Genomic DNA, 20254 nt, shown 5'->3' on the forward strand with positions numbered 1-20254 from the left:
CAGTAACTTGCTTGGTTTCGTCTATAATCAGTGTAGACCAAGCCTAAAAGTTGCGTATGAACAGAGATACCTCAGATTATTTGTCAGATATTATTGATCTATTACTCGATGCTGTATGCGTAGTTGATGCCAAAGGTACGTTATTGTTTACTAATCCAGCCTTTGAAACAATCTTCGGATACACACCAGAAGAAGCTATAGATAGGAATATGCTGGACTTTGTTTACCCAGAGGACAGGGCCAAAACTATTAATGCCATAAACCAAATTGTGGTCAATGATCAGCATCCACGATTTGAAAATCGTTGGGTAAGGAAAGATGGCAGAGTGGTTCATGTATTGTGGTCTGTCTATTGGTCAAAAGAAAAACAAGTCAGAGTGGCTATCGCTTATGACATAACAGAGCAAAAAAATCTCGAACAAAAACTGATATATATGGCGGGACACGACCCCCTCACCGATCTTCCTAATCGTAGTTATTTAACTACCCAACTTGAAGAGTCATTATCAATTGCAAATACTATTTCAACAGTGATTGCAGTACTTTTTATCGATATAGATGGTTTTAAGCAAGTTAATGATGTTCATGGCCATGGCGCTGGCGACAAACTATTAAAAACGATAGCAATGCGCATTCGTCATGTTTTGAGAAAGGAAGACAGTGTAGGGCGCTTAGGCGGCGATGAGTTTGTGGTTATTCTCAATAGCATTAAACACAAAAGTGATGTTATTAAAATCGTTGATGAGCTAATAGCGGAGATATGTCAGCCTTTAGTTTACAATGATGCGGAGCTTACCTACTCACCCAGTATTGGTGCCGTGCTGTTTCCTGAACATTATGGTGATGCTGAATATTTAATTCAGTGTGCCGATAAAGCCATGTACAAAGCAAAGAATGAAGGGGGGAATCGTATGGTTTTTTATAATGATGGAATAAAGTTACCCGGCGCTAAAAACACAGGTTAGCGTATCATAAACTACAGCAGGTATATGGTTTCAACCTAATAATTTGTTTTCTAACTCATAACTATTGCACGAAATGAAATATTAGTTAGCCTTGAATGATTCATTGAAGGAGTGAAACTATGTTTAAGCGTAAAATAATAACAAATAGTGCTTTCTTTAGCTCATCACTGTTATTGGTAGCGGCGGCTCATGCCACAACACCTCAATATAAAGAACAACAAGCTTTGCATGAAATTGCAAGTGCCGTTTCTAAAACACGTATAGAGCAAGATATTCAAACGCTGGTTGACTTTGGCACTCGCCATACTCTCTCTGAGACGAAATCAGATACGCGTGGTATTGGTGCTGCAAGACGTTGGATCAAGTCTGAGTTTGAGGCGATTTCTAAAGCTTGTGGTAACTGCCTAGAAATCATTGAAGTAAAAGACACTATTTCCGGTGAAAAGCGTATTCCAAACCCGGTTGAAGTTGTCAATATTGTGGCTATTCAGCGCGGTCAAGTTGATGCTAATCGCATGGTTATGATGTCGGGTGATATTGATTCGAGAGCCTCTGATGTAATGGACTATACCTCAGATGCGCCAGGGGCTAACGATAATGCATCTGGTGTGGCTGGCGTGCTGGAATCGGCGCGAGTTTTATCAAAGTATAAATTTAATGGCTCAATTGTTTATGCAGCTTTATCTGGTGAAGAGCAAGGCTTGTTTGGCGGCAAAATTTTAGCTAAATACGCTCAAGATCATAATTGGCGTGTTCATGGTGTTTTAAACAACGACATGATTGGTAACTCAACGGGCATTAATGGGGTAACAGATAACACAACTGCACGTATCTTCTCTGAAGGTACTCGCGTTATAGAAACAAGAGAGCAAGCCCATAAACGCCGTTTTACGGGGGGTGAAGTTGACTCTGCAAGTCGTAACCTTGCGCGTTACATAGATACAATCGCAGACCGCTACATTGAGAACCTAGATACCATGTTGATATATCGACTCGATCGTTTTGGTCGAGGAGGGCATCATCGTCCATTTAACGATGTTGGCTTTGCGGCTGTGCGTATTATGGAAACCAACGAAAACTACAACCAACAACATCAAGACTTACGTACTGAAAATGGTATTACCTATGGTGACACCATTGACCATGTTGATTTTGCCTATGCTGCGAAATTAACTTCACTAAATGCGGTGACTATGGCTTCAATGGCGTGGGCTCCAGCACCGCCAACGGGCGTTAGTATTTCAGGTGCTGTAAAGCCAAGTACAACCTTAGCGTGGGATGAAAGTGATGATCCAACGGTGGTTAGTTATAAAATCTATTGGCGTTATACCAGCGAACCACAATGGCAATTTAGCCGTGATGTTGGCAAAGTAACAGAAGCAACACTGAAAAATGTCGTGATAGATAACTACTATTTTGGTGTTGCTGCTGTGAACAAAGATGGTATTGAATCACCTGTTGTATTTCCTGGTGATGTTGGCGCATTCGAATGGCCAAACAAATAACTAAATAGGAATAGTTAAGTCATAGCGAACACCACCCAGTTCGCTATGAGCTGCCATAATACGCCAGTTATGGGCTTCGACAATTTGTTTTACAATCGCAAGCCCAATTCCTGAACCTGATTGTTTCACTGTTTTTAAGTCTGGCACTCTATAAAGATGGTCAAAAATCTTTGCTAAACTCTCGTCGCTGACGCCAGGGGCTGAATCTTCATAGCAGATTAATAACCGTGTTTGGTTTTGGCTAATCGTAAAATTAATTTTCCCAGGCTGCTGCGTGTACTTAATCGAATTACTGATTAAGTTTGCAAATAATTGTGAAAGCCTTGTTGCATCACATTCTAGTGTTAATTCATCCGTTATATTTTGTGTGAACCCAACTTCAAACTTATCAAGTTGAATAATCATATCTGCGTGTAAGCTTTGGAAATACTCTGCAGCATTAATTTTTGTTAGGTTGAGCTGAAAACTATTTTGTTCAAGTAGTGATATTTTATTTAAATCACTGACTAAAGTAGCCATGTCGGTGATTTTTTGGTTGAGCTTTTCGTAAGTGAGCTCATTAAATTGAGTTAGGCCTGCTTGAAGGGTTTCAAGGTGTAAGCGTAAACCCGTTAGTGGACCACTTAGCTCGTGAGCAACTTGTGATAATAACTTACTACGTTGACTAATTTGTTTATCTAGATGATTTCGACGCTGTTCAATGAGTTGTTTTCTCTGTCTCACTCTTAATAATGCGATGCCCATTACAGCTAAAAGCAAGCTAAATATTAAAATACTATATAGGATAGTTTGGCGCTGAGAGGCAATAGCTTGGCTTTTTTCATTATCTTGGAGCTTTAAATCTTGAATAGCCAAGTCGCGGTCGCGCATAGCAATGGAGTTTTGCAGCTCAGCTAAACGTTGATTGTAGTTGTTACGGGCAAAACCTTTTTCAAGCTCAGTAATCGTTTTTTGATATAAAAATGCCTGTTGATAATCTGTTTGTTTTTCTGCCACTGTTGTCAGATGCTCAAGGGCAATGATTTGTTTTTGTTGTTTATTCTTGGTTTTACTTAATTGGTAGGCTTGCTCTGCATAATGTTTAGCTTGTTTAAGTTCAGTAGAGCCAATATATAGTTTTGCTAATGTGAGTAACACATCTATATATAAGTGATCGTCATGTTTGAGCTCAGTGATCACTTGTTCTTCAATTGCTAATGCTTGTTCTAGGTTATCCATTTTTAGCAAATTTATAGCAATATTATGGTTTGCCCAGGCAGAATTTCGAGTGCTGTTATAACTCGCAAACACTTGTTGTGCTTGTTTAGCGTAATCCAGTGCTGAAGTGTAGTTTTTTAGCCCATATTCACATTGTGATAGCTTAACAAGACTATGTCCGATATCAGAAAGAGCTCCAGTTTGCTTATCAAAATATAAGGCTGTGTTAAATTCGCCTTTTGCTTTTTCGAATTGTTCTAAATCTAAATAACTTTGCGCAATTGAATAACTTATACCAGCTTGCAGTGAAATAGACGGCGACATTTTCTGAATTACTTCTCGACGTTTTAATTTATATTCGAGAGCAAGGGTCAAACGATCTAACTGTTCAAGGTTACGAGAGTAACCTTGGTATAGTATCTCTTTTTGTTTTAATGTTAATTCGCGTTTATCGTTGTGAATGTACGTCTCTAAAAGGGTTAAGGCTGCTTGGTACTTTCCAGAATTATGATAAGCACTAACAAGGCTCGCCACGGCATCAATCTCATAATCAGTAAATTGCAAACGCTGAAAAAGGGCAACATTTTGTTGAGACAGTTGAATAGCGGTCTCTAAGTCATTTTGTCTGTATGCCAATCGCGCTTTAGCTAGATACAACTCGCTATAAATAGGGGAGTCGTTTTTATATTGGGGCATGGATTCAAACTCATCAAAAATAGTTTGCGCTTGTTGAAACTTTCCTAAGTGTATATAAACGTGTATCAATCTAACATTAAAGCTTATTTGCTCTGCAAGGCTGGCAGTTTCGATAAGGTGCTTATCAATACTTATTAAATACTCATAACGTTTTTGATAGTCGCTGATTGTAATGGCTTCATCAATGTTGCTTTGCAGCGTTGATGCAAAAGCACTGCTGAGGTATAAGATACAAAACAGAAGGTAAGAGGTTTTAAGTTTCATAGTGCGGTTTATTATAAATTTATTCCGCATTAGTTTAGCATGCCATTCATTTAAGTGGGGATGATTCGCTTATGTGACCAAAAAGAGTTGCATTTTGCAATTATCCTTCTCGCATCTTGCAAGTAATTTGGATTGCTCGTTCATAAGGTATTGTTATAAAACTATTTATTTTTTGGAATAGTTGCTGCTTTAAATAATTACACATCCACAGGAGAGTGTCATTATGAAAAGTAACATACCCGCTTATCTACTATTCGCACTTGCAACGGGCTTCGTAAGTGCAGCACCATTTCAGCAGTGCCCAAGTAAAGCATTTTTGATTCAGGGAAAACCCGCGCAAATGTTTGGCGTTGACCTAGTATCTGCTAAATCTACAGTGCTAGCTGCAACACTCAATTTTACTTCAGAAGCTAACAACGAAAGTGTCAATGCGGTTGGCTTTAATTATAAAGACCAATATATGTATGGCTTTAGTAAACAATCCCCGAAAAGTGTTGTGCGAATTGGTGACGAATACATATTAGAGCGGTTAAATGTAAATGGACTACCAGACACCAACTTTTATGTTGGTGATATTCAGGTAAATAGTGAAACTAATCAGGCTATTTATTATCTATATCACCCAAAATTTGGCTTGTTTGGAATAGATTTAACAGAACCATCTGATGCGTATCAAGCAGAATTAGTAGCGGACTCAGCTAATTGGGGTTTAGCTATTTATGATTTTGCGTTTCATCCTCATAGCAATCTTTTATATGCGGTTGAGTCAAATGGCGACTTATATGAGATAGATTTAGATAATAAGACACCCACTTTTGTCGCAAACCTCGACATAGCCGGCGATACCGGTGCAAATGGTGCCAGTTATTTTGATGTACAAGGCCAGTTTTATTTTAGTAATAACCGCAGTGGTAAAATCCATAAAGTAGATTTAGGTAAAAGCCCTGTAGATGGTTATACACCGACCGCTTCAGTATTTACTTTGGGGCCTACTTCAAACCAAAATGATGGTGCACGCTGCGCTATCGCAGAAGTAAAAGTAACTGATAATTCAATAGACTTTGGCGATGCACCCATGCCATATAAAACAGTACTTGCTGATAGTGGTGCCCGTCATTTGTTTGACCCTAATGAAGACCAATCAAATTTGGTTTATCTAGGCGCATATGTTGATGGTGAAAATATCAACATAGAAGCAGATTTACAGGCATCTCCGGTCGATAGCTCTGATGATGGCGTTAAGTTTGTAACTGATTTCGTTGCTGGCTCTACTAGTCAGGTAATAGTAACAGCCCCTAATGATAATGGTTATTTATATGCTTGGTTTGATTGGGATCAAAACTTCCAGTTTGACTCTGATGAAATTACAGTGAGTAAATATCGCTTAAATCAAGGTGATAACAGTGTACTAGTCGATGTACCTAGTGATGCTGTAATGGGGGCTACATGGGCTCGTTTTCGTGTGACCGATGGCAGTGAGTTAAGCCCAATAACAGCCAGTGGTGGGGTAACAGGTGGCGAGGTAGAAGATTATCCAGTAACAACATATGGTAGCTTGGTATACCCAAGTGAAAATGGCTGGGTAACCCTTGCTTATGAAGATCAATGGCCATTTGCCGGTGATTATGATTTTAATGATTTAGTTGTTAATTATCGTACAAAGTTAATAGAGAAAGATGGCCAAGCGCTTGGTTATAAGATTGAAGGAGAATTAGTAGGAATAGGCGCAAGTTACCATAACGGTTTTGCTGTTAGATTAGCTCAGTCCTCAGGTGGAAGTTTAAAGCGAATATTACGAAACCAAGTAAATGAGAGCGAGATTAGTTTAATTATTAATAATGAAGTGCAGACACACACCGTGTTAGAAGAAGGTGTTGATGATGCCATTCTCATTATAATGCCAGATACTTGGTCGTATGTAAGCAGTCAAAGCGGGTGCAGTTTCTTTCGTACTGAGAATGGTTGCTATACCAGTAGTAAAGTTGGTTTTACCTTGAGCGTTTCTTTAAATACCGGTGTTTCTTCAGTAAATGCACCGAAATACACTTTAGATCCTTTTATATTTGGAGCAGCTGGTTTCAGCCATGGGCAATTTTTAAGTGGAAAAGACCCCAGAAGTTGGGAAGTTCATTTAAAAAATCAAGCACCGACAGAAAAGTTTGACCAAAGCTTTTTTAATTACCCTGAAAGTGATGATGCATCAAATAACCTATTTGGATATTACTTTCAATCACCTACCGGTTTACCTTGGGCTATTGAGGTTGGAGCTGAGTGGGCACATCCAAAAGAGAAAGTTGATATAACATTAGCTTACAGCGAATTCAAAATATTTGCAGAGTCATCTGGGCGTGAAAGCACACTTTGGTTTAATAGTGCAAAGCTGGCAAATGTTATTTTACGAGGAGAATAATCATGAAATATTATACTTTAATAACTTTTAGCCTAATGTTGTCTGCATGTGGTGGTGGCGAAAGCAACTCATCAATTAAGACTGAAAGTGCTATACAGACACCCACCACAAGTACAGCTACTGAAACAACTGGAACAGATATAAGTGTAGAAACAGAGACAATGGCGGACTTAATGATTGAACCGGAATTTGATTTAAGTAGCAAAATGGAACTAAGCGTAGATGTTGATTTAAACATGGGTGATAGCAGAGCGTATGTAAATATTTGTCTAAAAGGTGATGATAACAGAGCAGATTACAGCCAGTGCTTACTGCGTGCTCCATTAAAACAAAGCAAATTGTTATCTAGTGTGATGCTTGCAAACAATGCGATACAGCTGGTGGCTGAAGTGTGGTTTTATGACTCTCAAAATGAGCCTCTACGTTTTTATTGGCAGTATGATGATAGGCAACCATCCGTGTTTAGTATTCGCTAAAATAAGTGATCGATATTATGTTTTTTTAAGTTTAATTTTAAGAGACCGATTATTTTCAACAGCTTAAAATAGGATTTTGATATGCAATATATAGAAGAGGTACTGCAAACTGTAAAAGAGTCTAACCCAAACGAACAAGAGTTTTATCAAGCTGTTGAAGAAGTGTTGACATCAATTAGTCAGGTAGTTGAAGCTAATAGTGAATATCGAGAACATGCTATATTAGAGCGATTAGTTGAGCCTGAAAGACAGGTAGTTTTTAGGGTACCTTGGCTTGATGACAATGGCAAAGTCAACGTTAACCGTGGTTTTAGAATTGAATTTAGCTCGACCCTAGGCCCATATAAAGGTGGCTTGCGTTTCCATCCGAGTGTTAATCAAAGTGTGGTTAAATTTTTAGGCTTTGAGCAAGTTTTAAAGAATTCACTGACAGATTTACCTTTAGGAGGAGCCAAAGGTGGTGCTGACTTTGATCCAAAAGGTAAAAGTGATAATGAAATTATGCGTTTTTGCCAGTCATACATGACAGAGCTTTATCGTCACATTGGTGCAAATACAGATGTTCCTGCTGGCGATATTGGTGTTGGCACTAAAGAAATAGGTTACTTATTTGGTCAATACAAACGCATCACTAATCAATTTCAAGGTGTACTTACCGGAAAATCAGAAATTATGGGTGGTTCAGCTTTAAGAACAGAAGCAACTGGCTATGGTATCGTTTATTTCTTGAGTGCAATGCTAGATGCTAAAGGTGAGTCCTTAAGGGGTAAGAGGTGTTTAGTGTCTGGAGCTGGTAATGTTGCGCTATATCTGATGGAAAAACTCGATGAATATGATGCAATAATACTAAGTTGTAGCGATTCAAAAGGTACACTGTATTGCAAGGATGGGCTTGACGTGAAATTAGTTAAGCATTTAAAGAAAGAAAAAGGAGCTGAGCTTAGGGATTATTTGAACAAGCATAAAGATGCTGAATTTACGCCTGTTAATCAATACCCTAGTGAAGGTCATCAAGTATGGCAATATGAAGCCGACATTGCACTTCCGTGTGCAACACAAAATGAAATTACCGAAAAAGATGCTTTAACACTTGTAGAAAATAACTGTTTGATCGTGTGTGAGGGCGCAAACATGCCAACCACAGTCGATGCGCTTAAAGTATTTAAAAAGCACAATGTCTTTTTAGGACCAAGCAAAGCAGCAAATGCGGGCGGTGTTGCTACGAGCCAATTTGAGATGGCTCAAAATGCAAGTATGCAAAAATGGCGGCCGAAACAAGTTGATGAAAAGCTTCAGCAAGTTATGAAGTCAATTTTTGATACTATTTCATCGACAGCTAAACAGTATTCTAATGAATACGACCTTGTACTTGGTGCGAATATAGCGGGGTTTGAAAGAGTTGCAGATGCAATGTTAAAACAAGGTGTTGTGTAATGCTTCATAATTAAAAAACATTCTTTTTAGTAATATAAAATGAAATATAAAAAGACACCCACTTTTACTTATGTAAAAAGTAGGTTGTCACAGCCTTTGGTTGAGCACATTATATATACAAATGATATTTAGTTCTTTTTCACTATTTGAATTTAAGTTTTAGTTATTAATTTTAGCTAAAATAAAATTCAGAACGTAGACATTTACGATTTATAAAAATAGAGAAATAAAAGAAGTGATTGTATAGTTTTAGAATTTAGCAAAACAAAGCTTGGCTATTAGCTATTGAGCTTCTTCGTTTTCTTTGCATGTGTATTGCATGAGCTGTAATTGCTTGCTCTTTACCAGCTGCATTTTTAAATGAACGTGTAAATGAGGTCGTGAGTGAAAGCCAGTTGCTAGCACTTATATTTAACCTTTCTATAATTGGGGCCGCTTCATCAGGTATTTTACCTGGTTTATTATTTTGTATAGAGCGGCCAGTCCAATCAACGAGTTGCAGGTATGTTTTTAGGTCAAATGGCAGACCTTTAGGTGTACGTTTATGTTGCTCACCAGCAAAGCGCATGAGTGCTTTCGGTTGCTTACCTGTTTCAGATGATTGAATTCGCATTTTAATACTTGTGTAGTCGGACTTTTCTGGTAAATCAGCTGCTTTGGCTCTAATCGGGTTTAAGTCAACATAAGCAAGACAAGCAGCAAGCGCAGCTTCATCTAGCAAAGCTTGTGATTTGAAACGGCCTTCCCAAAATCGCCCTTTGCAACCATCTTCTTTATTGGCCTTTCGAGCAATACCTTCATTAAGAACTCGCATAAACCAACTAATACTGCTTAGCCTTTCTCGATAAATATTAATTCGAGCATTTAGAGCTGCGAGCTCCGCCTGTGTAAGTAATTCACCACTTAAATACCGCTGACATAAAAAAGAGCTTTTAAACAACTTGTGCCACCTTATAAGAATAGCTTTATTATTTAATCGCTTAGATTTTTCTAAATTAACATGGAGTACCAAATGAGTGTGATTGCTCATAACAGCATAAGCACAAATATCAATACAAAATATATTGCCAAGCTGAAGTAATTTCGTTTCAACCCAATCGCGCCGGTGCTCATAAGAGCGACCAGTAAGTGAGTCTTTTCCACATAAATAAGCGCGGCGAACGCAACGTGAAATACAGTGGTAATAAGGTGTGTTTGAAAGGCTAATTAAGTTCTTCCGTGGTGTTGCCATGCTCTTCTCCTCCATGAGTTGAACATTTTAAGTTTAGTCATAATTTTGAGAAGTGAGAAATATTAAGTTGGGTGTCTTTTTTAAATTTATTCTTTAGAAATAGAGTTGAGTTTCCTCTTTAGAATTAAAATGGGTGTCTAAATATCTTTTCATAACATGGGAGTCCTAATAAATAGGAGTCATAATAAATTTAAAAAGCTCAGGCGTTGCTGAGCTTGGTTGAAATTAGGTTGTATTTTGCAAGCAAATGATTACGAAAAAGCTTTTTCGCTGAGGAGTTCTTGCATTTGTTCGCGCATTTTGAATTTTTGTAGTTTACCAGTCACTGTCATTGGGTATTCTTCAACAAAGCGAATGTATTTTGGTACTTTGAAATAGGCAAGTTTGTCTTTTAAAAATTCGCGAATGGCATTTTCATCAAGCACTGCATCATCTTTGGGTTGTATCCAAGCGCAGACTTCTTCACCATATTTTTCATCGCTAATACCAAAAATTGCTGCATCTTGAATGCCGGGGTAGGTATACAGAACCTCTTCAATTTCTCTTGGGTATATGTTTTCGCCACCGCGGATAATCATGTCTTTGATACGACCAACTATTGCAACAAATCCATCTTTATCCATTACACCTAGATCACCAGAATGTAACCAGCCTTCTTTATCGATAGTTGCGTTAGTTTTTTCTTCGTCGTTCCAATAACAACGCATAATGCCTGCGCCACGGCTACATACTTCACCGGGTATACCTACTTTTTGTACGTCGCCTGATTCGTCGATGATTTTAACTTCAGTATGTGCTAATGCACGGCCTACCGTGGTCACTTGTTTTTCTAGCGGTGAATCGGTTTCTGTAACATTATTGATAGGGCTACATTCAGTTTGACCATAGCCAATTACCACTTCTGTCATATGCATCAAAGTATGAACTTTACGCATTACTTGTTCAGGACACGTAGAACCGGCCATAACACCTGTACGTAGGCTAGATAAATCGTAGTTTGCGAATTCTTTGAGTTCTAACTCGGCAATAAACATGGTCGGTACACCATGTAAACCAGTGCAACGTTCTTTTTCAACCACTTCAAGGGTTGTTTTAGGATCAAATGAATCACCAGGAAAAACCGCAGTGGCACCTTTACTTATACATACTAAATTACCAAGCACCATACCAAAGCAATGATAAAGGGGCACAGGTATACAAAGTTTATCCATATGAGTAAGTTTCATCGCTTGTGCCATTAAAAAACCATTATTCAAGATGTTTTTATGCGATAAAGTAGCTCCTTTTGGATTACCTGTGGTACCAGAAGTAAATTGAATATTGATATCTTGGTCACAATGCAAAGTGGCAGCAATTGCATCAAGCTCTAGCTTATGGGCATCTGTAGCGCGTTGCATAATATCGCTAAAACTAAACATCCCAAGTGCTGGCTCGTTACCAATTCGAATTATGTTTTTTAAATGTGGTAGAGCGCTTAAATTTAATTCACCAGGTTCTGAATTACTAAGCTCAGGCGCTAGTGCATTGAGCATGCTAATATAATTACTCGCTTTAAACTCACTTGCTGTGATAAGTGTTGAACATTCAACACTGTTCAGAGCGTATTTTAACTCGTTTGGTCGGTATGCAGGGTTAATGCATACCATTATTGCCCCAATCTTGGCTGTGGCAAATTGGGTTAAGCACCATTCAATATTATTAGGTGACCAAATGCCTACACGGTCACCAGGTTTAACACCGATAGCTAACAACCCCATGGCAAGCTGATTAATCTGATGTTGATATTGTTTATAAGTTAAACGGATCTGTTGATGATGAACCACTATAGCGGGGTGTTCTGGGTAATTGTCGACAATATCATCAAGATACTGCCCGATTGTTTTATCTATCAAAGGACTGTCTGTGCAACCTTTATAATAACTATGAGAAAGTGGAAGCGCATTACTTTGTGTGTTCTTTGTCTGCATTGTTATCTCCGTGTCCGGTTAATTTGTTGTCGTGGACTTGATGCAAAAGAATTGAAAAACATTGTGGGTGATTTTCAAAACATGCGTACCTAATTAACTAAACATAGATTGTCGACAAATAAAAGCTATATAAGACTAATGTACAGAGGGATTTTGAGATTACAGAAAAGTAAATGGAATCGTGGGTATAAAAAACGTGCCGAAGCACGTTTTATTGTTAGGTTATTGTTCGTCTTGCTTATATGTCTTACGCATTAGGTATACATAGGCACTGATAAAGGCATTTTCCTGGAACTTCTTAAGGCCTGTATCTTCGAAATCGATAGGTAAGGGGTTACGTTTTAGCTGCTCTTTAATTGTCGTTGCAGAAAAAATCTGTACATCCAATTCGTCAATCAGCTGAATAGCTGTTTCCATTTTAAAGCCTTTCGCGCTTCCGGCGAACTTACCTTTTGGCTGACGCTCTTTAATCGCAACAGAGTCAATTTGATAATCTTGCATTAGCTTTCTAAAATCAAACTGAAACTTACGCATAACCTCAGTGTCATTACCATTTGCTAAAGTAAAGCGTGTTTGTCTGATGTCACGGATATCAAATACATCATTGTCTTTGGTTAAAATACAAAGTAGTACGTCACTACCTGTGATTTCTACACCGCATGTTCTCATGGTCATTCTCTAAATAACTTAATTTGCGCAATTATAGCAAGTAACGTTATGAAAAACAGTTGCTTTAAAAATGAATTTTTATAGCAATAATACTGTGGTCACTGACACTGATATCTTCGATTAATTGTGTCGGTGAAATATGTTTGTCATAACTTTCATAGTCGAGCGTTTTAACCTTAGAAACTTGGCACTCAGGGTTAAAATGCGCTGAGGCGAGAATGTAATCAAGCACATTACCTTTCCCTTGGTAATAATGGCTGAAGGGTTTTGATTTATTCTCATTAAAACAGCGGCTAAACTCAAAGCTGTCTGTTAAACCAACAACGGGTTCGTTATGTTCTATGCAGGGTTCACAACGAGTTGGGTGAAAACCTTGAGTCATAAATGACAATGTCGGACTGGTAAGTACATCATTAAAATCACCCATAACTAATGTTGCACACTGTTTTTCTCGCTGGGTTTTAAGGGCGTCATAATAAACAATCGATGCTTCTAGTGATCGTGAAATTTGTGATTGCATGGTGCCAACTGTCTGGTGTAGCAACTGCAAAAGTGGATCTTCAAGGTTATGTATATTAAGTATGTGCGCCATTGACTGCACTCGTTGTGATTTAAAATGAACCACATAAAAGCAAACTTCACCAAATTCAGGAAGGTCAATTAAACACTTAATAGGTGTGCGATTAAATTTGAACTCGTTTTGATTATTTAAATACTCAAGTAATTCGGGGCAAGGTGCTAGTGCCTCAACTGATTTAAATGGGTATTTACTTGCAATTGCAACCACAGGGTTGAACAATACTTGCGGGTACAACGCATCATGAGATGGGTTATCGACTGTTTTAAAGTAGTCATAGCCAGCTTCTTTACATTGAACTTCTAAGGCATGTTGACTAAACACTTCTTGAAATGCCACCACATCCGGGCTTGATTCACTCAAAAAATTAGCAACAAACAATTGTTTTTGTTGCCACTGAGTTTTGTTATACCGCTCATGCAATTGATAAAACGAGTAGGGGGGCGCGGTATAATTTAATAAGTTAAACGTTGCAAACTTGAAAGAACGCGAGTTTGACATCTTGATTACCTTAAAAGTATTAACTCATTAAGTATGAAATGAGTTAACTAATTGTCAATTTAGTCTTCTAATTACTTGTATTTGAGTACGTGAGCGGCGACAATGGTCGCTTGTATTTGCGAAGACTCAGTAAATACGAGCTTAATTAGCAATGCTTATTCGTAAAAGCGTTGCAGAGTTACTTAAAATTAATTTTAAAATATTACATGTGATGCATTGTAGGCATCACCACTGTATTAAGGATGTATAATGCCAGTTATTACCCTCCCTGACGGCAGTCAGCGTAGTTTTGAAAACCCAGTAAGCACATATGACGTAGCAAGCGATATCGGTCCCGGACTTGCCAAAGCAACCATTGCCGGTCGAGTTAATGGTAGCCGTGTTGATGCATGTGACTTAATCACCGACGATGCGCGATTAGAAATTATCACAGCAAAAGATGATGATGGTTTAGAGATCATCCGTCACTCGTGTGCGCACCTTATTGGTCATGCGGTTAAGCAGCTTTTCCCTGAAGCAAAAATGGCAATCGGTCCGACCATCGATAATGGTTTTTATTACGATATCGATATGGAACATTCTTTAAGCCAAGATGATTTAGATGCTATCGAAAAGCGTATGCTTGAGCTTGCAAAAACAAACTACGACGTTGTTAAAAAGACCGTAAGCTGGCAAGAAGCACGCGATACTTTTGAAGCGCGTGGTGAAACATATAAGATGGAAATCTTAGACGAGAACATCGCAAAAGATGACCGTCCGGGTTTATACCATCACGAAGAATACATCGACATGTGTCGTGGTCCACACGTACCAAATATGAAATTCTGCCAACACTTTAAAATTATGAAAGTGGCAGGTGCTTATTGGCGTGGTGATTCAGAAAACAAAATGCTCCAACGTATCTACGGCACAGCATGGGCAGATAAAAAGCAACTTAAAGCATATTTAAAACGCTTAGAAGAAGCTGAAAAGCGTGACCACCGTCGTATTGGTAAAGCACTTGATTTATGGCACTGGCAAGAAGAAGCTCCAGGTATGGTGTTTTGGCACAATGATGGCTGGAGTATTTACCGTGAACTAGAAGACTTCGTTCGTGAAAAGCTACGTGAGTACGATTACGAAGAAGTAAAAGGCCCGTTAATGATGGACCGTGGTTTATGGGAAAAATCAGGTCATTGGGACAAATACGCAGATGCGATGTTCACAACTGAATCTGAAAAGCGTGAGTATGCAATCAAACCTATGAACTGCCCAGGTCACGTACAAATCTTTAATCAAGGTTTAAAATCATACCGTGATTTACCATTACGTATGGCTGAGTTTGGTTGTTGTCACCGTAACGAACCATCAGGAGCACTTCACGGCTTAATGCGTGTGCGAGGGTTTACACAAGATGATGCGCATATCTTCTGTACAGAAGAGCAAATCATGGATGAAGTTTCTGCATGTATTAAAATGGTTTATGACACATACGAAACGTTTGGCTTTGAGAAGATTGTTGTAAAACTTTCTACTCGTCCAGAAAAGCGTATCGGTGAAGACGAAATGTGGGATAAAGCAGAGCTTGCGCTTGCTGAAGCACTTAAAGTAAACGACATTGAGTTTGATTACCTACCAGGTGAAGGTGCATTCTACGGTCCTAAGATTGAATTTACACTTTATGACTGTTTAGATCGTGCTTGGCAATGTGGTACAGTGCAGCTAGACTTTGCATTACCGGGTCGTTTAGGTGCAACTTATGTTGCAGAAAACAATGAACGTCGTACACCTGTAATGATCCACCGTGCTATTTTAGGTTCAATTGAGCGTTTCATCGGTATTTTAACTGAAGAATATGCTGGATTGTTCCCAACATGGCTTGCTCCTAAGCAAGTAGTGATCATGAATATCACGGATAAACAAGCTGATTATGTGCAAGAAATTGTACAAAAATTAAATAAACTTGGAATTAGAGCCGCTGCTGACTTGAGAAATGAGAAGATTGGCTTTAAAATCCGTGAACATACGTTAAAGCGTATTCCTTACTTACTTGTTGTTGGCGATAAAGAAGTTGAACAGCAAGAGGTGGCAGTACGTACTCGCACAGGTGAAGACCTAGGCAAATTTAGTGTTGATGATTTTATCGCTAAAGTAAGCGAAGAAATTAAAAATCGACAATAAATCATGAGCGTGTAGGGCATAACAAACAGCCAACTACACGCTTTTTATTTTATATTCTTGGAGGATCGTACCATTAGAGGCGGCAAGAAAGGGCAACAAACAGCTCAAAAAAATCGTATCAACGAAGATATTACAGCTAAAGAAGTTCGTTTAATTGGCATTGACGGTGAACAAGCTGGCATCGTGTCATTAAAAGAAGCACAAGCTATGGCTGATGATGCGGGTGTAGATCTTGTAGAAATCAGTCCTAATGCTGAGCCACCTGTTTGTAAGGTTATGGACTACGGTAAGTTCATCTTTGAAAAAAGCAAAGAACTAAAAGAACAAAAGAAAAAGCAAAAGCAGATCCAGGTTAAAGAAATCAAATTCCGTCCGGGTACGGATGAAGGTGATTACCAGGTTAAGCTTCGCAACTTACGCAAGTTCTTAGAAGCGGGTGACAAAGCTAAAATTACTATCCGTTTCCGTGGTCGTGAAATGGCTCACCAAGAAATTGGTATTGAATTATTAAACCGTGTTAAAGCTGATTTGGAAGATGTTGCACAAGTAGAGTCTTTCCCAAATCGTGTTGAAGGTCGCCAGATGGTTATGATGATGGCGCCTGTTGCTAAAAAGCAATAAACGCGGTATATTACGCACCGATTTTATTTCAGGTCTGCAAGTAACAGTTTTCTGTTCACCTGAAATAACCGGTTTAAGTAAGGTTGCACTGCTTTTGTAGTGAACCTTCACCGGACTATGGCAGTAAGTTAGGCCTTTAAAGAAGAGCTATTTTATATCTCTCGCCTGCTTGCTAATGTTTAAGCAATACATTTGGAGTTATTGCAATGGCTTATAAGCTAAAAACTCACAGAGGCGCTGCTAAGCGTTTCAAGAAAACTGCTTCTGGCGGTTTCAAGCGTAAACAAGCGCATCTTCGTCACATTCTGACTAAGAAAACTTCTAAGCGTAAATTACACTTACGTCCTAAGATGATGGTTCATAAGAATGACCATGGTCTAGTTTCACGTATGTTACCATTCGCTTAATAGGAGTCTTCAGAAATGGCAAGAGTTAAACGCGGTGTTATCGCACGTGCACGTCACAAAAAAGTTTTAAAGCAAGCTAAAGGTTACTACGGAGCACGTTCACGTGTTTACCGCGTAGCTTTCCAGGCAGTTACTAAAGCGGGTCAATACGCTTACCGTGACCGTCGTGCTAAGAAACGTACTTTCCGTCAACTTTGGATTGCACGTATCAATGCAGCTGCTCGTCAAAACGGTCTTTCATACAGCCGTTTTATCAATGGTCTTAAAAAGACTTCTGTAGAAATCGATCGTAAGATTCTTGCAGATATCGCTGTTTATGACCAAGTTGCATTCGCAGCGCTTGTTGCAAAAGCAAAAGAAGGCCTAGCGGCTTAATTTCGCTTTTCATAAAGTTTAAAAAGGAGCCTAGTGCTCCTTTTTTTGATCTTATTCCAATCCGCTTAATTAAGTAGTCTATTTTGAGGCAATAAAACCTCGTTGATAACAAGGCGAAAATTTCGTTATTTAGTTGTTCTAAATGAGAAATTTTTAACGCAGTTAGCGACAGGTTTAATCCCTCAAAATGATTAAGTATTATTGCGGGTTGGTATTAAATAATATTCATAAGTAACATCGATTCTGCATAGCGTATGTCGTTTGCTCCATTTTTTTGTTGAATCACCGCAGTTTACGCAATCCCTTCAGATTAGTTGTTATAATTTCCACAAAGAATAAGTACCGCACTTGAGAGTGATATGTTTGCGAGTTTAGTGTTTTTATCTGCTGCAGTAACTTTAGACAGCCACTTACCCCCATTGTTACCATGGCAAGGTGACAGTGTGTCTTTGATGCAAGAAAAAGGGCCATTGACCACAGATTTTGAATTAAGTGAAGGCACTTTATCACCAAATTATGCTGACACTATGGCATTTGTTGATCGCCTTGTTGCGGCAAATCCAACACAGTTCAAAGTCACGACTATTGCAAAGAGTAGCTCTAACCGTGCGGTCAAGATGTTAGTGGCGAATGAGCAAGGCTTATTTGATGCGAAACAACTCGTAGCAGATACAAAACCAACCATTTTGATTCAAGCAGGTATTCACAGCGGTGAAATTGATGGCAAAGATGCCATGTTTATGCTTTTACGCGATATTGCGACAGGTAAACGCCGCGATATTTTGAGCAAAGTAAATATTCTGTTTATCCCTATTTTAAACGTTGACGGTCATGAACGTAGAAGCAAATATAACCGTATAAATCAGCGTGGTCCTATAGAAATGGGTTTTCGGACAAATGCTCTAAATTTAAACTTGAATCGAGATTACACAAAGCTTGATACGCCAGAAGTACGTGGCGTGATGAAAGCTATTAATCAATTTAAACCCGATTTATATGTGGATATCCATGTAACCGACGGCGCTGATTATCAATATGATGTGACCTACGGTTACAACCCCGTTTTTTCCAGTGAGTCACCAAGCGTTTCTGAAGCGTTAGATAACCTTTTTAAACCAGTAATAGACGCAAAGCTTGAAAAAGCAGGCCATATTCCAGGTCCGCTAGTTTTCGTTATGGATAAGCGTGAGTTTAAAAAAGGCTTAGCTGGTTGGGTCGCTACTCCGCGTTTTTCAAATGGCTGGGGGGATTTACGTTCACTGCCAACCATCTTAGTTGAAAATCATTCATTAAAACCCTACAAGCAACGTGTTTTAGGTACCTATGTTTTTATTGACGGTACGATTGATGCTTTAGCAGCAAACGATAAAGCGCTTAATGAAGCTGTTAAAAAAGAGCTAGATTTTAAGCCAACGCAATTAGTCGTTGAGCGTGGTTATGCGAAAGAGCCAGATACTATCGAATTTAAAGGTATCGCTTATTCAAGAACAGAAAGTGCATTGTCAGGGCAGCCTGAAGTTAAATATTTAGGTGAAGCTAAAAACTATGACGCACTACCAATTTTTTGGCAAAAAGACGTTAAAAAGACCGTTAATGTTCCTACAGCGTTTTATATTCCGCCTGCATACAGTCAATTGGTTGCAAAGCTTAAACTTCATGGTATCGACGTAACGACACTGAATGAAGCTATTTCTGAACCATTAACGCAAGCAAGCGTTGCTGATTATTCATTTGCAAAAACGCCTTTTGAAGGACGTTTTCGCGTAGAGGCAACATTTGATTACAATACAGTTGAAAATATCGATATAACAGGCTGGTATAAAGTCTCAACGGATCAGTCCTATTCTGAACTGGCAACGCACTTGTTACATCCTGAAGCGCCTGATTCATTTTTTGCGTGGGGTGAGTTCAATACTATTTTTCAGCGTACCGAGTATGTGGAAAATTACGCTTTAATGCCGTATGCACGACAAATGTTAAAAGATAAGCCAGCACTAGCTTTAGAGTTTGACAAAAAAATTCGTGAAGATAAAAACTTTGCAAAAGATGCAGATGCTCGTTTGCATTGGCTTTATGAGCGTACACCATTTTATGATCAAGGCTATTTAAAATATCCAATTTTAATGACGTTTGAGCAGTTACAAAAAGGACAATAACATGAAAGTTATAACTGTTCCTGTCACTGGTTTTGCCCAAAACTGTCGAATTATTATTTGTAAGCAGACAAATAAAGCAGCTTTAGTTGACCCAGGTGGTGATGCAGAAAAGCTACAAGCTGAACTTGCAGCTTTAAATTGTCAATTAGAGGCAATTTATTTAACACATGGTCACTTAGACCATGTGGGTGCTGCAAAGCAACTCGCAGAGCACTTCAGTGTTGATATCATTGGCCCACATTTAGATGATAAATTTTGGTTTGATGCCTTACCCATGCAAGCACAAATGTTTGGTTTTACGGCGATTTCGCCATTTTATCCAACGAAGTGGCTAAATCATGGTGATACAATCACAGTGGGTGAACTTGAATTATCAGTACGCCATTGCCCAGGGCATACGCCTGGTCATGTTGTTTTTTATCACCAAGGTTCAGAACAAGTGATAGTGGGTGATGTGATTTTCCAAGGCTCTGTTGGTCGTACTGATTTTCCGAAAGGGGATAGTGCGCAATTAATCGAATCAATTAATTCTGAGATCTTATCATTCTCAGATGAGGTTGCTATTTTGCCAGGCCACGGTCCGAATACCACCGTAGGGCATGAGCGAAAAACAAATCCATTTATTAGTGGACGTTTTGGTTAA

Annotated in this window: 16 protein-coding genes; 11 read left to right on the forward strand and 5 right to left on the reverse strand. The window is 38.8% G+C overall.

Annotated features, from left to right (window positions below):
• Positions 1-56: 56 nt before the first annotated feature.
• A complete protein-coding gene (locus HYD28_10135; GenBank protein ID QLE09279.1) occupies positions 57-965 on the forward strand; it encodes a diguanylate cyclase in 909 nt (302 codons plus the stop codon).
• Positions 966-1084: 119 nt separating this feature from the next.
• Positions 1085-2470: a M28 family peptidase gene (locus HYD28_10140; protein QLE09280.1), complete on the forward strand. Its 1386-nt coding sequence runs from the start codon at positions 1085-1087 to the stop codon at positions 2468-2470.
• Here the strand turns inward: HYD28_10140 and HYD28_10145 are convergent, their stop codons facing one another.
• Complete coding sequence (locus HYD28_10145) at positions 2471-4627, reverse strand: hypothetical protein (GenBank protein ID QLE09281.1); 2157 nt, start codon at positions 4625-4627, stop codon at positions 2471-2473.
• 223 nt (positions 4628-4850) lie between these two features.
• Between HYD28_10145 and HYD28_10150 the strand changes: the two genes are divergently transcribed.
• From HYD28_10150 to gdhA, 3 genes are all read left to right on the forward strand, one after another.
• Entirely contained in the window at positions 4851-7037 is a 2187-nt protein-coding gene (locus HYD28_10150) for an LruC domain-containing protein (protein QLE09282.1), read from the forward strand.
• A 2-nt stretch (positions 7038-7039) separates the two neighbouring features.
• Entirely contained in the window at positions 7040-7513 is a 474-nt protein-coding gene (locus HYD28_10155) for a hypothetical protein (GenBank protein QLE09283.1), read from the forward strand.
• 81 nt (positions 7514-7594) lie between these two features.
• Complete coding sequence (gdhA, locus tag HYD28_10160) at positions 7595-8947, forward strand: NADP-specific glutamate dehydrogenase (protein ID QLE09284.1); 1353 nt, start codon at positions 7595-7597, stop codon at positions 8945-8947.
• Between the two features lie 256 nt (positions 8948-9203).
• Here the strand turns inward: gdhA and HYD28_10165 are convergent, their stop codons facing one another.
• The 4 genes from HYD28_10165 to HYD28_10180 form a co-directional block, all read right to left on the reverse strand.
• Positions 9204-10178 (reverse strand): transposase, encoded by a 975-nt coding sequence (locus HYD28_10165; GenBank protein QLE09285.1) that lies wholly within the window; start codon positions 10176-10178, stop codon positions 9204-9206.
• 251 nt (positions 10179-10429) lie between these two features.
• On the reverse strand, positions 10430-12145 hold the full coding sequence (locus HYD28_10170; GenBank protein ID QLE09286.1) for an AMP-binding protein: 1716 nt from the start codon (positions 12143-12145) through the stop codon (positions 10430-10432).
• Positions 12146-12367: 222 nt separating this feature from the next.
• Positions 12368-12814 carry a DUF3010 family protein gene (locus HYD28_10175; GenBank protein ID QLE10530.1) on the reverse strand — a complete coding sequence of 149 codons (447 nt, stop codon included), beginning with the start codon at positions 12812-12814 and terminating at the stop codon, positions 12368-12370.
• A 64-nt stretch (positions 12815-12878) separates the two neighbouring features.
• Entirely contained in the window at positions 12879-13892 is a 1014-nt protein-coding gene (locus tag HYD28_10180) for an endonuclease/exonuclease/phosphatase family protein (protein ID QLE09287.1), read from the reverse strand.
• A gap of 249 nt (positions 13893-14141) precedes the next feature.
• On the opposite strand from HYD28_10180, the gene thrS reads away from it, so the two are divergent.
• The 6 genes from thrS (at position 14142) to HYD28_10210 (ending at position 20254) form a co-directional block, all read left to right on the forward strand.
• Positions 14142-16052, forward strand: a complete 1911-nt coding sequence (thrS, locus tag HYD28_10185; protein QLE09288.1) for a threonine--tRNA ligase — start codon at positions 14142-14144, stop codon at positions 16050-16052.
• A gap of 57 nt (positions 16053-16109) precedes the next feature.
• Entirely contained in the window at positions 16110-16673 is a 564-nt protein-coding gene (infC, locus tag HYD28_10190; protein ID QLE09289.1) for a translation initiation factor IF-3, read from the forward strand.
• A 206-nt stretch (positions 16674-16879) separates the two neighbouring features.
• Positions 16880-17080: a 50S ribosomal protein L35 gene (gene rpmI / locus HYD28_10195; protein QLE09290.1), complete on the forward strand. Its 201-nt coding sequence runs from the start codon at positions 16880-16882 to the stop codon at positions 17078-17080.
• Positions 17081-17095: 15 nt separating this feature from the next.
• Entirely contained in the window at positions 17096-17455 is a 360-nt protein-coding gene (rplT, locus tag HYD28_10200; GenBank protein ID QLE09291.1) for a 50S ribosomal protein L20, read from the forward strand.
• Positions 17456-17814: 359 nt separating this feature from the next.
• Positions 17815-19611 carry a peptidase M14 gene (locus HYD28_10205; GenBank protein ID QLE09292.1) on the forward strand — a complete coding sequence of 599 codons (1797 nt, stop codon included), beginning with the start codon at positions 17815-17817 and terminating at the stop codon, positions 19609-19611.
• A gap of 1 nt (position 19612) precedes the next feature.
• Positions 19613-20254 (forward strand): MBL fold metallo-hydrolase, encoded by a 642-nt coding sequence (locus HYD28_10210; protein QLE09293.1) that lies wholly within the window; start codon positions 19613-19615, stop codon positions 20252-20254.

This window comes from Pseudoalteromonas shioyasakiensis (assembly GCA_013391845.1).
Lineage (GTDB): Bacteria > Pseudomonadota > Gammaproteobacteria > Enterobacterales > Alteromonadaceae > Pseudoalteromonas > Pseudoalteromonas apostichopi.

What these genes read in the sequence shown, in the direction of transcription:
- HYD28_10135 (QLE09279.1), top strand. Translation starts at nt 57, where the DNA reads ATGAACAGAGATACCTCAGATTATTTGTCAGATATTATTGATCTATTA.
- HYD28_10140 (QLE09280.1), top strand. Translation starts at nt 1,085, where the DNA reads ATGTTTAAGCGTAAAATAATAACAAATAGTGCTTTCTTTAGCTCATCA.
- HYD28_10145 (QLE09281.1), bottom strand. Translation starts at nt 4,627, where the DNA reads ATGAAACTTAAAACCTCTTACCTTCTGTTTTGTATCTTATACCTCAGC.
- HYD28_10150 (QLE09282.1), top strand. Translation starts at nt 4,851, where the DNA reads ATGAAAAGTAACATACCCGCTTATCTACTATTCGCACTTGCAACGGGC.
- HYD28_10155 (QLE09283.1), top strand. Translation starts at nt 7,040, where the DNA reads ATGAAATATTATACTTTAATAACTTTTAGCCTAATGTTGTCTGCATGT.
- gdhA (QLE09284.1), top strand. Translation starts at nt 7,595, where the DNA reads ATGCAATATATAGAAGAGGTACTGCAAACTGTAAAAGAGTCTAACCCA.
- HYD28_10165 (QLE09285.1), bottom strand. Translation starts at nt 10,178, where the DNA reads ATGGCAACACCACGGAAGAACTTAATTAGCCTTTCAAACACACCTTAT.
- HYD28_10170 (QLE09286.1), bottom strand. Translation starts at nt 12,145, where the DNA reads ATGCAGACAAAGAACACACAAAGTAATGCGCTTCCACTTTCTCATAGT.
- HYD28_10175 (QLE10530.1), bottom strand. Translation starts at nt 12,814, where the DNA reads ATGAGAACATGCGGTGTAGAAATCACAGGTAGTGACGTACTACTTTGT.
- HYD28_10180 (QLE09287.1), bottom strand. Translation starts at nt 13,892, where the DNA reads ATGTCAAACTCGCGTTCTTTCAAGTTTGCAACGTTTAACTTATTAAAT.
- thrS (QLE09288.1), top strand. Translation starts at nt 14,142, where the DNA reads ATGCCAGTTATTACCCTCCCTGACGGCAGTCAGCGTAGTTTTGAAAAC.
- rpmI (QLE09290.1), top strand. Translation starts at nt 16,880, where the DNA reads ATGGCTTATAAGCTAAAAACTCACAGAGGCGCTGCTAAGCGTTTCAAG.
- rplT (QLE09291.1), top strand. Translation starts at nt 17,096, where the DNA reads ATGGCAAGAGTTAAACGCGGTGTTATCGCACGTGCACGTCACAAAAAA.
- HYD28_10205 (QLE09292.1), top strand. Translation starts at nt 17,815, where the DNA reads ATGTTTGCGAGTTTAGTGTTTTTATCTGCTGCAGTAACTTTAGACAGC.
- HYD28_10210 (QLE09293.1), top strand. Translation starts at nt 19,613, where the DNA reads ATGAAAGTTATAACTGTTCCTGTCACTGGTTTTGCCCAAAACTGTCGA.